Raw genomic sequence first — 13,872 nt, 5'->3', positions numbered from 1 at the left:
CTTCGTTCATGCCGCCGCCAGCCTCAAGTGGCGGTCGATGAGCACCCGCGTTTCACGTTCACAGTGCTCGATCGCCAAAGCCTGGGCCCGCAGCGCATCCCGCGTCCGGATCGCCTCCACAATGCCGGCGTGTTCCTGCACCGTGTCCCCGGTCTCTGCCGCGCTCCCCGGCGTCCAGAGCATGGGGGCGATCTCCCCCTGCAGCTGCATAATCGTCAGGGTCAGCCGCGGTGACTGGGCCGCCACGCCGATCTCAATATGAAAGCGGCTCTCTGCCCTGCGGCAGGCATCCGGCTGCCCGGCCACCGAAAACTCCCGGGCGAATTTCATCAAACGCTCCACATCCTCAGGCAAAGCACGCATCGCCGCCAACCGGGCAGCCGAACCGGCGGCCGCGGCAGCCGCGTCCCCAAGATCCCTCAACTCGTCAATACTCTTGGTCCGCAGCAGCTCTTCAGCCTGCTGCCCGCCGAACGCACTCGAATCCCGGACGTAGCTTCCGCCGCCACGCCCGCGCCGGGTCTCGATGATCCCCTTGTTCCGCAGCACGGCCAGCGCCTGACGCAGCGTGACCGTCGAGACCCCCATTCCGGCAGCAAGCTCGATCTCCGGCGGCAGTTTGTCCCCGTCATTGATCAGCCCGACAGCCAGCGACGTCTCCAACTGCTGGACCACACCGTCCACCAGCGCAGAGGTATCCTCGGCACCGGCACGTCCCCCGCCATAGGGGAAGAGAGAGCCCGCCAAACCATTCACCCCACTAGCTAAACACTAAAAACTAGTTTTTGAGAGTTCCCGGTTGTTCCTTCCCAAGGCGACTGGAAAGTCGCTGTGAATGCACGCGCCCTCCGTCAGCCGGGGAGAATAGGCGCGGAGCGGCACCACCGGGAGCGGGGTGTCGGTAGTCCTCAGATTTCAACCGGCCCGAACGAAAGAGCGGAATCAGTGCGAGCAGCAGTCCTGGCACGCAGGTTTGGCAATCCCCTGGAGGTCCTGGAAGTTGCGCCTGTCGTTGGGCAGCCTCTGGGCTCGAATGAAGTGGCCGTTCGCATGATCGCTTCTCCGATCAATCCGTCCGACCTGATTCCCGTCACCGGGGCCTATGCCTCCCGCACGACGTTGCCCTTCATCCCGGGCTTTGAAGGGGTGGGTGTGGTTGACGGGTGCGGTGATGAGTGCACGCTATCGGCCGGGCAACGCGTCATCCCCATCGGTTCTGCAGGAGGCTGGCAAACCATAAAGGTCCTCCCGCCCAAGTGGTGCATCCCGGTTCCCGTCGATATTGACGATGCTGCCGCCGCCACCGCCTACATCAACCCGCTCACGGCTGTCCGCATGGTCACGCAGCACGCAGACTCCGGCGACGTCCGCACCGCGGTGGTTAACGCCGCCGGATCGGCCATCTCAGGGACCATTGCCCGTCTGCTCCGGCAGCGCGGAATCCGAACCATCGGCCTGGGCCGCCATCCGGAACCGCAAACCCACAAGAGGGCCGGCTATTGGACCGAATACCTCGACACGTCCCGGGAGATCGGTCTGCGGCGCCTCATGCACCAAGACCTTCTCTCCGAAATAGACCTTGCGTTTGACTGCGTCGGCGGAGACGAGGGCACGTTACTGGCCACATCTCTCCGGGAAGGCGGCCGGCTCATTCATTACGGGCTTCTGTCCGGTCAGCCGCTATCCCCGTTCCTGCAACACCAGCGCCCCGATATTCGAATCGAATACTTCCGGCTACGGGACTGGGTTCATACCACCCGCCGCGAAGACCTGCTCAAGGCCTTTGCGGAGGTCTTCGAACTCATTCGCCAAGGACATCTTCGGACGGACATCAGGGCCGAATTTCCCCTAGGGAAAGCACTGGAAGCCATAAGGACCTCCACACAGGACGCGACCTCGGGGAAGATCCTTCTTCGCCCATAGCGCATGCAAGTCCCTTCACAAGCAGGTGGCCGCTGGACCTGCCTCCCCGGGTCCTACATCATTTTCTTCGGCCGTTCGCACTCAGAGCTGACCACCTTCAGGCGCGTGTCCGACCATGCGATGGTGGTCCCCCAAAGAGCGCCCGCTCCCGGCCAGATTTCCCGGCGGATGCATGGCCGCTGCGCTCCGAATATCACCTGCGAATACACGCAATAGGCCCGAACGCCTGTGAGGATTGGGGTGGCTGGTCTGCGACTGGCTGGCAGAGTAAGTGCAGGCCGTTCCACCCCGTGGTCGTGACTCACTGAACGCTTGGCCCCGTATGCCCGGGTGTCCTGTTATCGACATGTCCGTCCGTTGGGTGGGCGGCCGGCACCTGCCCGGCCCACCTCGGTGACTTGATCAGAAGATTGTCCGCTCCCGCGCGGGGGCGTGGCTCGTCACAGTGCTGTTCCGAAGTGACCTCTACCCGGACTGGTACCGGCCCGTAACGGTCTGACCATGTCCGCGAAATGAGGAAGGTGCCAGAACCGCTATGACTATCGTTGCGTATGTCGACACCCACGCCCGGAAGCACGTTTTCGCCATCATTGCCGCGGCAAGCGGCGAACGGATCGAAAACCGGGATTTCCCGGCGACGGGCGCCGGGATCAACCGCGCCATTGCTTGGGTTGCACGTCGCACCGAAGCCGATCCGGCCACTCTGTGGGTGATCGAGGGCGCGGCTTCTTATGGTGCCGTGCTGGCCGGGGCTGTCGCAGCCGCCGGCTACCAGGTCGCCGAAGCCACCCGCATGGACGCCCTGCCGCGTCGTGGGGTTGGTAAGTCGGATCCGTTGGACGCGCACCGGATCGCTTCTGCCGTCCTTTCCCTGGAAGAGGATAAGTTACGCCGGCCACGGTCGAACGAAGGGGTCCGCGCAGCGTTGCGGGTCCTAGTCACTGCCCGTCATTCGATGACAACCGACCGGACCAGGACCGTGAACGCATTGACCGCGCTGCTCCGGACCAATGATTTGGGTTTCGATGCGCGTCAATCGCTGACCGGCACTCAGATACTGGAGGTGTCCCGGTGGCGGGTCCGAGAAGAACCTCTTGCTGTATCAGTGGCCCGCTCTGAAGCGGTCAGACTGGCCAAGCGCATCGGCGACCTTGACGCTGAGATCAAAGCAAACGGCTCCCGGATCACCGAACTGGTTGAGGTAAGCGAAGCCGCGCCGCTACTGCAGGAACCCGGTTTCGGACCAGTCACGGCAGCTATTTGTCTCACCGCTTGGTCCCATCAGGGCCGGGTACGTTCCGAGGCGGCTTTCGCCTCCCTGGCCGGGGTCAACCCCATTCCCGCTTCATCTGGAAATACCGTCCGTCACAGGCTCAACCGCGGCGGCGACAGGACCCTGAACAAAGCCCTTCACATGGTTGCTCTTATGAGGATGGCGTTCGATCCGGAGACCATCGAATACGCAGCGAAACGGCAAGCAGAAGGGCGAACCAAAAAAGAAATCCGCCGGTGCGTGAAACGCTACCTCGCCCGACGGATCTACCGCACACTCAATGCCAACAGCCCCCAACCATCGATACGTTGACAACCATAGAAGAGTCGATAACGGCGCATACGTCGGGTCGCTAGTTTTGGATCCTCACATTATTCGAGGCGAGTCGATGGTTGTCTCGGAGTCATGACTTGAGAGCTGTATGTGCACTTGATCGTCCTTGTGGAACAGCCTGCGGCCTTCCACCCCGTGCAACTGGATCCATAGGAGAGTCCCGTCTGCGGTAGTTGCATCGATTGTGCCCATGCCGAGAGGCCGGCCATTTTCGATAATGCTGACGGTTTGACCTCGGAAGAAGGTTTTCCAGGGCAGTGACGGGCAGCGGGACCCGTCACTGGTCTCGCCGGACACAACGACTACTGCTGTTTCGGAGGTCGCCTTGTTGATGTGCGCCTGGTCGGGAGTGATGGCGTCCATGGTGACGCCGCCCTTCAGAACGTCCGCCATACCGCGATTGTCCCGGCTGCTGCCGGTCACGCTGCCGACGTTTGATGGTTGCGCTGGTGTCTCGGACATTCGTGATCCTTCGGAGCCGAGTGTGAGCTGGAGGTCGGGTCGTTGCGAGCAACTGCATTCGGGCTGCGTGGAGCAGCCGGGATATGAAGACCCGCTAAGGGTTTCGGCCTGGCGAATAGCCGAAACCCTTAGCGTTCTGCCTGGGCTTAGAACGCCGCTGCTCCGGCTTCGGCGACAGCATGGTCCTGGTCGCCGGATCCGCCGCTGACACCGATGGCGCCGACGACGTTGCCGTCGCGGGTCAGCGGGATGCCTCCGGCGAAAATCATGATGCGGCCCTGATTACTTGCGTGGATTCCGTAGAACTGATTTCCGGGCTGTGAGTTGTCTCCAAGGTCCTTTGTCTGGATGTCGAAGGCGCGGGAAGTGAAGGCCTTGTTGATGGAGATGTCGATGCTGCCGATCCAGGCCCCGTCCATGCGGGCGTGGGAGACGAGATTTCCGCCTGCGTCCACGACGGCAATGTTCATCGGCTGGCCGATGTCGGATGCATGCTTTTCAGCTGCGGCGATGATGGCCCGGGCTTCGGTGAGGGTGGGCGATGTCATGGTTTCTCCTGTGGGTTGGTTCGATCTTCTTGCTGTGGCACGCTATTTGGCGCGGCCACGATGGGGAATGCTCAGGGTTTGATGTAGCCGTTGGGGTTCAGGACGTACTTGGTGGCGGAGCCGGCGTCGAACTCTGCATAGCCCTTGGGTGCGTCCTCGAGCGGGATGGCCTTGGCGTTGACGGCCTTGGCGATCTGGATGCGGTCGTGCAGGATGGCCATCATCAGCTGCCGGTTGTACTTCATGACGGGGCATTGGCCGGTGGTGAAGGAGAGGGACTTGGCCCAGCCGGTGCCCAGGCTCAGGGAGAGGGCGCCCTTCTTCGCGGCCTCGTCGATGCCGCCGGGGTCGCCGGTGACGTAGAGTCCCGGGATGCCCAGGGCGCCGCCGGCGGCGGTGATGTCCATCAACGAGTTCAGCACGGTGGCCGGAGCTTCGTGCGTGGCGTCCTTGCCGTGGCCGCGGGCTTCGAAGCCGACGGCGTCGATGCCGCAGTCCACCTCCGGCACGCCGAGCAGCTGCTCGATCTGGTCGCGGGGGTCGCCTTGGGAGACGTCCACCGTTTCGCAGCCGAAGCTGCGGGCCTGGGCCAGCCGCTGTTCGTTGAGGTCCCCGACAATAACGACGGCGGCACCCAGCAACTGAGCGCCGGCTGCGGCGGCGAGTCCTACGGGACCGGCGCCGGCGATGTAGACCGTGGAGCCGACGCCCACGCCGGCGGTGACGGCGCCATGGAAGCCGGTGGGCAGAATGTCGGAAAGCATGGTCAGGTCCATGATCTTTTCCAGCGCCTGATCCCGGTCCGGGAACTTCAGCAGGTTCCAGTCCGCGTAGGGGACCATGACGTACTCGGCCTGGCCGCCGACCCAGCCGCCCATATCGACGTACCCGTACGCGCTGCCCGGGCGGTCCGGGTTGACGTTCAGGCAGATGCCGGTCTTGCGCTCCTTGCAGTTGCGGCAGCGGCCGCAGGAGATGTTGAACGGGACCGAGACGATATCGCCGACCTTGATGAATTCGACGTCCGGTCCGGTCTCGACGACTTCGCCGGTGATTTCGTGGCCGAGCACCAGGTCCGTCGGTGCGGTGGTGCGGCCGCGGACCATGTGCTGGTCCGAGCCGCAGATGTTCGTGGTCACGGTCCGCAGGATCACCCCGTGCGGCACTTTGCGGCCGATGTTCGCCGGGTTGATGCCCGGCGCGTCCTTGAGCTCGAAAGCGGGGTAGTCGGTGTCGATGACTTCGACCCTGCCGGGGGCTTTATAGGCGACTGCTCGGTTTCCTGCCAATGGGCTCTTCTCTCGTTGGGGTCCGGGTGCTTGGACGTGTCCGTATAGGGCTTAGGCGTTGGACGGGTGTGAGGTGCTCGGGCGCCCCCGTCCGTATGGTGCGGTTATGGGAGGGAAGCGACGGGGTATTCCGGAGTGACGCGCTTAGGTCCCTTGTTTGGAGTCCCCTCCCCTGTTGGGATGAGATGCAGCGGCGGTTGGCCTGAAGCTAGCCGGTGCAGCTGTTCGATGGTGAGGTCTGTGGCGAGCCGGACGAATTGATCGGTGTTGCCGCCCATGTGCGGGGTGATGAGGCATCCGGGCGTGTCCCAGAGCGGGTGGTCGGACGGCAGCGGTTCGGGGTCTGTGACGTCGAGGGCAGCCTGCAGCCGGCCGGAGCGCAGCTCGTTAAGGAGCGCATCCGTATCGACGACGCGACCGCGTCCGATGTTCACCAGCAGGGCTCCGTCCCGCATCCGCGCGAGGAAGGCCGGGTCTATAAGCCGTTCGGTCGAGGGCTCGTGGGGAAGCGTCACGACGACAATGTCGGCCTGGGGCAGCAGGGCGGGCAACTCCTCCGGCCCGTGGATGCGGGTGCCGGTGTCCGTGGTTCGTGCGCGGCCGGCCACGGGGATGATGGCCGCGGGCCGGAAGGGCTTCAGGCGGGCGATGACCTCCTGGCCTACCCCGCCATGTCCGAGGACGAGTACGACCGAACCGTGTAGCGAGGTGGTCCAGAGCGGTTTCCATTCGTGTCGGTGCTGTTGCTCTGCCGCGCAGGACAGGTTGCGTAGCGCCGCGAGAATGAGCGCGACGGCGTGCTCGGCTGCGGCGTCTTCCACTGCGCCGCGCGAGTTGCTGAGGGTGACGTGAGGCGGCAGGTGCTCGAGTACCCACTCATAGCCGATAGACAGCAGATGGACATGTTGCAGGTCGGGGATGCGGGCGACGCGGACACGGTGGGAATGTTCCCTGGGCCGTTCTGTGACCAGGACGTCGGCTGGAGGTGCTTCGTGGGGGTCGTCATTGATGTGCCAGACAATGGGTTCAACCTGTGCGCTGCGGATGGCATCGGCGAGGCGGGCTGAAGGGACGAGAACGCGGAGGACCAAAGGTTTTCCTGTCATGAGGCGGGAGTTGTTGTTGTTGAACAAGGTCGACGCCCTGCGCCTGGGTGAGCGGGCAGCGGCGGAGGTCGGGTGTTCCGGCCGGAGCGCGGAGGTATCCCCGGCGCCGGTTCTCTGGCCGGTCCTCGAGACTTGATCGATAGGCATAGCGGGGGCCGGTGAACCAGTTCCGTCCGCTGCCCCGCGGGACCGGGCCGGCCGGCGGGCGCACGTAATCCCGGGACAGCGACAGGCTCCGGAGGACGGGTGCCTGCCTGGCCTTGTCCCGGTCGATCGTCAGGGTGCGACGACGGCGGTCACCTGGACCTCCAAGGGTGCATCGCCCGGAAGGGATTCCACGCCGACCGTGGTGCGCACGCCGGTGAATGGCGTTTGCAGCATCGTTTCCAGGGCGCGGACTCCGAAGTCCGCGACGGCGGGCAGTGAACGCCCGTGATGCTCGTACTTCACGTAGACCACCATTTGCAGGACGGATTCGATGTGCTCGTCCGGACTGCACACGCCGTTGATGGCCGCCAGGGCATTGCCGCAGGCGATCTCGAAGAGCCGCTGCACCTGCGCATCCGTCAGGTCCGCGGTGATTGCCCCGGTTCCGGCGAGGACCCCGTCCTCGCGCGGGGTCATGCCGGCGGAGATGGCGATCTCCCGGTGGCGTGCGGCCGCCTGGTAGCGGCCCTGCGGGCGGGGTGCGGGGGTGCTGGTCATTTTGCCGGCCTCCGGTTCTTCGTTTGGTTCACTTCGCGGCATAGCGCTGCGCGAGCTTGATGATGCGTTGGCCTGCGGCCAGGGCCGCTTCCGGCTCCTGGGAGAAGTTCAGCCGTACGCGGCGGTCCTCGTTCGGGGTGAACTCCGTACCGGGAGTGACGATGACGCCGGCCTGGAGCCGGAGCAGGGTGACGAAGTCGCTCACCGGGATTTCCAGCTCGGGGAGCTGGGGGTAGACGTAGCTGCCGGCCTCGGTGGTGCGCACGTGCATGCCGGCAGCCGTGAAGGCGGTGACCAGACCGTCTCGGATCCTCTGGTGGGCCGCGGTCCGATCCTGCATCCAGCCCTCGGGCTCGGAGAACCAGGAATTGAGGGCGGCCTGGTTATAGCCGGCTGCCCGCAGGGACACGATCGCCTGCAACCGCTCCATGCGCTGGATGAGTTCCGGCGCGCCGAAGGCGGCGCCGAGGCGGTAACCGCTGAGCGACTCGGTTTTTGAGGGGCCGAGGGTGGTGATTACCCGGTTCGGGTCGATACCGGTGGACCGCAGGTGGGTGTACTCGGTGCCGGTGAAGAGCAGCCGGGAGTAGAGCTGGTCGACGATGACCGTGGCCTCGTAGCGGTTGGCCAGTTCTGCGATCGAGGCGATGTCCGACTGTGTGTAAACCACGCCGGTGGGATTGTTCGGGTTGGAGAACAGGAAGAGCTTCACCCCGTCGGCGAAAGCGGCTTCGAGCCCGGTCAGGTCGAGTGCCGCCGACCGGGAGGTGTCCTGGTAGTTCAGGGTGACATAAACCGGGGTTGCATCGAAGAATTCAACGATCTTGCGGTTCGCGAAGTAGTCCGGGTCCACAATGGCGACCCGGCCGCCGAAGTCGATGCAGGAGGCCACGGCCAGGAACAGTGCGCCCTGAGTGCCGGGGGTGATGATCAGTTCGGAGGCCGGGTCGACCGGGGTGCCCGTGAATTCACCGAGCTTTCCGGCCAGCTCGTTCAGGATTTCCGCCCGTCCTTTGTACGTCGTGTAGGCCTGATGCGCGCCTTCGGTGACGCCGGCATTGAAGTGCTCGATGGCGGAGGGAATGGGAGCGAAAGCATTAACGTCCCCGTGGGAGAAATCCACTGGAACGCCCGCCAGGTCATCGCCGCGGCGGAGGCCTTCCAGCCGCTGAATGTCGGCCCGGGCCGCGCTCTCCTGGCCTGGTGCAGCGTCGATACCGAGCCTGGCGAATCGCTCGGCAACACTCGAGATAACGGTCGGCATGTGCTCTCCTTGGTTCGAAATCCGATAACAGTTAACAGTTTACTGAATCCTGTAAACAAAATGAAGCCTGCTGCCGCACGTTTTACGCGGCAACCGCCCGCTTTCCTTCCTCTGCTGGGGCGCGCGTCGGGCGACGGCCCAGAGGGGATCTCCGCTGCCTGCGCAATGGCGATCCCGGGAATGCAGGGCGGGCCGGCACCGGCCCTGGGAGAGGGAACGGGCGCAGTGAGAGGCAAGCGGGAGACGAAGATTCGTGCCGATCCTGGGTTTGCCTCAGGAAGACGCAAACCCAGGGGCAGCACGGGATCTTCAGATGGCCGCCTGCAGCGGCCGGGATGGATCTACGGGGCCACGTTGGAGAAGGAGTTGGCCCGGTTGCCGGCGTCCGCCCTGCCGCCGCCCATGAGTGCCACGAAGATCAGGCCGATGCCGAGGACGATGGTGGCAACAATGAACTGCCCGGACAGCCCTGCAATGATGGCGAAGGGAGCCACGATGGCCATGAGGATCTCGACCGGGCTGAAGCCGACATAGGCGATCCCGAATTCCTCGATGGTGCCGCTCTTTGACTTGGGGTCGACGACCTTCAGCAGGGCCAGGCCTGTTGCCACGGCGCCGGTGGCCCAGCCCCAGGTAAACAGCCCGCGCTCGAGCCATCCGTCCTTGAAGATCCTCGGGGTCAGGAAACGGAAGATGAGCACGCAGTAAACCACGCCGAAGGCGAGCAGCAGGGCCAGCGGCAGCGCGTAGGACATCACAATGCTCGGGACGATGGAGGCGATGCCCACGGCCACCAGAAGGTCCGTGGCGGTGCCGGAGATGCTCTTGACGGTGGTCCCGTCCACGTACTTCCTGGCCGGCGTCAGGTCCAGGAGCAGCCGCATGGCCATGCCTGTCAGGAACGCGGTGGCGAACAGCGGAACCTTCACGCCCCACAGGGCCTCGATGCCCAGTCCGACCCCGTAGCCGGCTGCGGTGACGACGGCGACGATGCCGATGTGCAGGGTCAGGGGATCAACAGTGCCCTCAGACGTAGTGCCGTGGCCGATGGGCTCCCGCTTGGAGACGACAGGCACCAGGCCCGTCCGCATGTCCTGCGGAATCTCGGCCAGGGAAGTCGCCAACTTCGCGTGGCCCTTCTTCACGCCCCACCGGGCCAAAGCCAGACCACCTACCACGCCGACCAGAACGCCGATGGTGGCGGAGGTGAACCCCAGGGTGGATGCGTCGGCCCACCCCGCTGCCTCCATCGAGCTGCCGACGGCGGCGGCGGTGCCGAAACCCCCGACGAATCCGGCCGCCAGGAGCAGGCCGAAACCGTCGGGCAGGTCGAAGAACTGCCCCAGGATGATGATGGCGAACAGCAGGCCCAGTCCCCATTGCAGAACATAGGTGGATACGGAGTAGGCCCACATCTTGCGGGCGCCGTGCAGCTTCCCCCGGAAGGAGAAGGAGCCGGCGAAGGGCAGGGAGGCGAAGACCACGCCATTGATGATGCCGGCGTAGGAACCGAACTGGTCGGAGAAGGGGATGACGTTGAGGGCATGCGGGCCCAGGGCCAGGCCGAGCCCGCCGGCGATGATGCTGGCAGGCAACATCATCGCCTGGACCATTTTGAACCTGGCTCGCAGCAGGATGCCGACAATCAGGAGAGCACTCAGGAAACCGGCGTCCAGGACGAGGTCCCACGGGGTGTAATTCATAACTCCTCCAAGCAGAGGTCAGTGTTTCAGGTAGGCCAGGAAGCCGCGGTCAGAACTGGGGGAAAGACATTGGTCCCGTGCAGGAATGCGAACGCCCGCCCGGGGCGGCCTGTGTGATGGACTCCGGCCCGCGCCGGCGCCGAAGCGGGATGGCCCGCAAGATCATCGCGGTACTTCTCCGGGCTGCGGCCTTCGCTTGGGACCGTGTGGCCGTCATGTGCTTCCTGCTTTCAGGGCTGCCGCACTGCTGTGCGGGAATTTCTATGAAGCATGTCACAGTAAGCAGATAACTGTAAACAGTTTTCTGGCAACAATTTTTCTGTCTGCCGTCGATGGGTGCTGCCATTGATCAAGGTGTTAGTGGGCCGGAGCTGACCCGAAATGGGTTACTCCTCCCGGGCCCGTCGCGCCGCCCGCTCCCCATCAAGTTACAAAGATGTCCAGGCGTCCGGGCGTGCTGCTGCTCGAGTGAGGCCGGCAACATTCGGGGCAGCCTGGACATCAACAATCGGCAGCCGTTTCCGTTTGATGACCGCCTGGACCAAGCCGTTTGTTCTGCGGTCCCGCACGTCCCGGATACGCGGCAAACCCGCTGATCATAGAGATGGCGCCGTAATCGGCGGCAGCGCATTAGGAGCGATCGCGAGATGGGTGCACGTCTTCGATTGGACGCCTGACAAGACCTATTAGACATGATTGAGCGGCCACAGGTTCCAGGTAATCATCGTTGCTGTGGCGAGCTGGTCCCGGCGGCTTTGATGCGTCCGATCGGCCAGGACCCGGCGGACGGGGAGGAGTGGCCGATACAGTCGAAACGGGCGGTGTTGAACCATCTTTCCGGCTTTTGTCCCGCCTGAGTGTGGACAAGATCCCCGGCTATGACTGGCCATACTGCCGGTTCAGAGCAAATCACGGCCGTTCGAAAGGCAGCCGCGCCTGCCCGGGCGACGGCAGGAATCGAACGCTCCGGATACACCAACGGCCGCGGACCGCGGCCGACGTGTGGTGGTGGGCAGGCTAGGTCTTCGGCTCCTCCGCGACGTTAACCGATGGGCACAGTTGCCGGGCCGGACCGTGCCTGCAGGTGGGACATCAGGGCGAAGTCCTCGTCGATAGGCGCGTTCTCCAAGACAATGTCCGCCAGGAGTTCACCCACCGCCGGCATGAACTTCGCCCCCTGACCGGAGCATGGTGAAGCCACGGTGATGCGACCGATGCGGTCCATGATGAAATCGTCATTTCGGGTGATTGTGTAGAGGCCCGTGTCCTCGGCGACCGGCTCGGATTCCAGGCCCGGCAGGTGCTCGCGAACAAATTCCGAGATCAGTTCCCGGTTTTCCGCAGTCGGCACCCCGTCGCGATGCGCAGGTGTAACCTCCCTGCCCGGATCGTGGCGGCCGATCTTGATGGCGGGCGACGGCCCCCCGTCGGCTCCGGACGGCAGCGCGAAGAACTGCGCATGGCCCTTGTAGACGAACACGGGCCATCGATCCTCGGCGCGCAGCTGGGGGAAGTGGAACACGTTCTGTTCGTGGACAGAGACCTGGACGGGCCCCACCTCCGGAAAGAGATGAGGCAGCAGCTCCGGAAGCCAGGGACCGGCCGCCACGACAACCGAACGTGTGGAGTAGGTCCGCCCAACGGTGCGGACCTGCACCCTTCCGGGCAGCTCCTCGATGCCGACCACCCGTGTGTTGGTAAGCAGTTCCGCCCCATACTGTGCGGTAGCCACCTCCAACAGGGCGCGGATCGCTGCCTCCGGATTGAGGGTGCCCGCGTCGGCGTGAAACATCACGTCCGTGGTGAAGCGAAAATTCGGCCACCGTTCCTGCGCAGCCTCGGCCGTGAGAAGCTCGCAGGCGACACCGTTGGCAGTGGCCGCCGCAAAGAGCGCGGAGGGGTTGCGCACCTCCCCGAAATCGAGCGAGCCGGTGATGGTCAGCAATTCCTGACCGGACTGGGATTCAACCTTCCGCCACAGGTACTGCGCCCGTTCAGCCAGCGCGGCATACTTCGGTGAGGAGATCGACCTGCGGAAGATCCGGCTGGTGCCGTGTGAGCTGCCTTGGTTGTGGTTGAGATCGTTGGCCTCCAGCACGAGCACCGAGCGGCCCCGCTGGCTCAGGGACCAGGCCGCTGCGGCCCCCGTCAGGCCCGCTCCAATGACAATGACGTCGTACATCTGCTTCAGCCCCTCGGCCTTGTGTGATGGCGGACCCGGAGATCCTGAACCGGCTCTGCTTGCTCCGCCCACTAGAGGGGAAGCAAGTTGGCCGTGAATACCATCATGGAAACAGGAGGAAAAACTGTCAACAGTTTTTTGTAACCAGATTTATTTCTAATACTATCTGTCAACACTTAACAGGGTGCATAATGGACCCATGTCCATCACTCCCTCAGTTCAGGTCGGCGTCGTCCCCTTCGAGCCGTTGGGCACGCATGTGCTCAAGCAGTTCCGCAACCTGATCCTCAGCGGCGAGGTCGCCCCCGGCGACACCCTGCCGGAGACGGAGCTGGCATCGCTCTTCAAAGTTAGCCGCGGTCCGATTCGCGATGCCATTAGCGCCCTGGAGCGCGAGGGCCTGGTCGTGTCCGAACCGCGCCGGCGCGCCCGCGTGGTCGTCCTGGATGAAAAGGACATCGAGGAGATCTACAGCCTGCGCCGCTCACTGGAGCTCCTGGCCGCGGAGCGGGCCGCGCGGCACGCCACGGAGGAAGACTTCGCCGAAATGCGGGACATACTCACCAGGATGGAAACCGAGCTCAACGAGGGCGATCCTATCCAGCTGAGCCATCTCGACACTGCTTTCCACGATGTCATCTACCGGGCCTCCCGACACGGCCGGCTGTACAAGGCATGGACGGAGATCCGCTCCCAGGTGACGTTCTTCCTGATCACCAGGAACAAGGCCGCCGTATCCTCGAAGTCCAACGCCATCGAGGAGCACCACTCCCTGCTCGAGGCCCTCATGTCACGGGATCCGGAGCGAGTGGTAAAGCTTACGGATAACCATCTGCTCAGCGCCTACGAACGGCTATCCAGTGCCATGAAGGACTCGCCGACCACCAGCTCGTAGACTTCTCTCCGGGAAGCAGAGGAAAACCAGGAGACCGGCAAGCGCGTCTCCCAGGCGGCAGGCTGCCGCAGACCACTACACCTCTGACTGTTCCGGTCTACAGCGGTGCCAACGAACGCCGATAACGGCGCTTACGACGAGAAATGCGGAGAGTCGTTCTATCGCTCCGACAGTTTTTCCTCCGCGGGT

General features: G+C 64.1%; 12 protein-coding genes. 3 read left to right on the top strand and 9 right to left on the bottom strand.

The features are described from left to right. Positions 1-6 precede the first annotated feature (6 nt). Positions 7-684, bottom strand: a complete 678-nt coding sequence (locus WFH44_RS17935; protein WP_336715507.1) for a FadR/GntR family transcriptional regulator — start codon at positions 682-684, stop codon at positions 7-9. Between the two features lie 261 nt (positions 685-945). Here WFH44_RS17935 and WFH44_RS17930 point away from each other — a divergent pair, with 261 nt between their 5' ends. Together WFH44_RS17930 and WFH44_RS17925 are read left to right on the top strand one after the other, a co-directional pair. Continuing rightward, positions 946-1,923 carry a zinc-dependent alcohol dehydrogenase family protein gene (locus WFH44_RS17930; RefSeq protein WP_336715505.1) on the top strand — a complete coding sequence of 326 codons (978 nt, stop codon included), beginning with the start codon at positions 946-948 and terminating at the stop codon, positions 1,921-1,923. Between the two features lie 535 nt (positions 1,924-2,458). Then, a complete protein-coding gene (locus tag WFH44_RS17925) occupies positions 2,459-3,508 on the top strand; it encodes an IS110 family transposase (RefSeq protein ID WP_336715502.1) in 1,050 nt (349 codons plus the stop codon). Positions 3,509-3,562: 54 nt separating this feature from the next. On the opposite strand, the gene WFH44_RS21470 is transcribed toward WFH44_RS17925, so the two are convergent. The 8 genes from WFH44_RS21470 to WFH44_RS17885 form a co-directional block, all read right to left on the bottom strand. Beyond that, positions 3,563-3,991, bottom strand: coding sequence for a hypothetical protein (locus WFH44_RS21470; RefSeq protein ID WP_442892933.1), 429 nt, complete (start codon positions 3,989-3,991; stop codon positions 3,563-3,565). A 146-nt stretch (positions 3,992-4,137) separates the two neighbouring features. Next, entirely contained in the window at positions 4,138-4,539 is a 402-nt protein-coding gene (locus tag WFH44_RS17915) for a GlcG/HbpS family heme-binding protein (protein ID WP_336715501.1), read from the bottom strand. Between the two features lie 71 nt (positions 4,540-4,610). After that, complete coding sequence (gene fdhA, locus WFH44_RS17910) at positions 4,611-5,828, bottom strand: formaldehyde dehydrogenase, glutathione-independent (protein WP_336715500.1); 1,218 nt, start codon at positions 5,826-5,828, stop codon at positions 4,611-4,613. 104 nt (positions 5,829-5,932) lie between these two features. Next, entirely contained in the window at positions 5,933-6,919 is a 987-nt protein-coding gene (locus WFH44_RS17905) for a 2-hydroxyacid dehydrogenase (RefSeq protein WP_336715498.1), read from the bottom strand. A gap of 291 nt (positions 6,920-7,210) precedes the next feature. Beyond that, entirely contained in the window at positions 7,211-7,639 is a 429-nt protein-coding gene (locus WFH44_RS17900; RefSeq protein WP_336715497.1) for a RidA family protein, read from the bottom strand. 28 nt (positions 7,640-7,667) lie between these two features. After that, positions 7,668-8,903 carry a pyridoxal phosphate-dependent aminotransferase gene (locus tag WFH44_RS17895; RefSeq protein WP_336715495.1) on the bottom strand — a complete coding sequence of 412 codons (1,236 nt, stop codon included), beginning with the start codon at positions 8,901-8,903 and terminating at the stop codon, positions 7,668-7,670. 341 nt (positions 8,904-9,244) lie between these two features. Continuing rightward, the gene (locus WFH44_RS17890; RefSeq protein WP_336715493.1) at positions 9,245-10,606 is read right to left on the bottom strand and encodes a sodium/glutamate symporter; all 1,362 of its coding nucleotides are present in this window, start codon (positions 10,604-10,606) and stop codon (positions 9,245-9,247) included. 1,042 nt (positions 10,607-11,648) lie between these two features. After that, complete coding sequence (locus WFH44_RS17885; protein ID WP_336715491.1) at positions 11,649-12,788, bottom strand: FAD-dependent oxidoreductase; 1,140 nt, start codon at positions 12,786-12,788, stop codon at positions 11,649-11,651. A gap of 199 nt (positions 12,789-12,987) precedes the next feature. Here WFH44_RS17885 and WFH44_RS17880 point away from each other — a divergent pair, with 199 nt between their 5' ends. Next, positions 12,988-13,683 (top strand): GntR family transcriptional regulator, encoded by a 696-nt coding sequence (locus WFH44_RS17880; protein WP_336715490.1) that lies wholly within the window; start codon positions 12,988-12,990, stop codon positions 13,681-13,683. The last annotated feature ends 189 nt before the right edge of the window (positions 13,684-13,872 follow it).

The organism is Arthrobacter sp. USHLN218 (assembly GCF_037144715.1).
In the GTDB taxonomy this organism is placed as follows: domain Bacteria; phylum Actinomycetota; class Actinomycetes; order Actinomycetales; family Micrococcaceae; genus Crystallibacter.
The sequence above is the reverse complement of the archived record's forward strand: the minus strand, read 5'-3'. Positions and strand labels throughout refer to the sequence as shown.

Bases quoted from the DNA above. Each gene is read 5' to 3' on its own strand.
- WFH44_RS17925 (WP_336715502.1), top strand. From the start codon at position 2,459: ATGACTATCGTTGCGTATGTCGACACCCACGCCCGGAAGCACGTTTTC.
- WFH44_RS21470 (WP_442892933.1), bottom strand. From the start codon at position 3,991: ATGTCCGAGACACCAGCGCAACCATCAAACGTCGGCAGCGTGACCGGC.
- WFH44_RS17915 (WP_336715501.1), bottom strand. From the start codon at position 4,539: ATGACATCGCCCACCCTCACCGAAGCCCGGGCCATCATCGCCGCAGCT.
- WFH44_RS17900 (WP_336715497.1), bottom strand. From the start codon at position 7,639: ATGACCAGCACCCCCGCACCCCGCCCGCAGGGCCGCTACCAGGCGGCC.
- WFH44_RS17895 (WP_336715495.1), bottom strand. From the start codon at position 8,903: ATGCCGACCGTTATCTCGAGTGTTGCCGAGCGATTCGCCAGGCTCGGT.
- WFH44_RS17890 (WP_336715493.1), bottom strand. From the start codon at position 10,606: ATGAATTACACCCCGTGGGACCTCGTCCTGGACGCCGGTTTCCTGAGT.
- WFH44_RS17885 (WP_336715491.1), bottom strand. From the start codon at position 12,788: ATGTACGACGTCATTGTCATTGGAGCGGGCCTGACGGGGGCCGCAGCG.
- WFH44_RS17880 (WP_336715490.1), top strand. From the start codon at position 12,988: ATGTCCATCACTCCCTCAGTTCAGGTCGGCGTCGTCCCCTTCGAGCCG.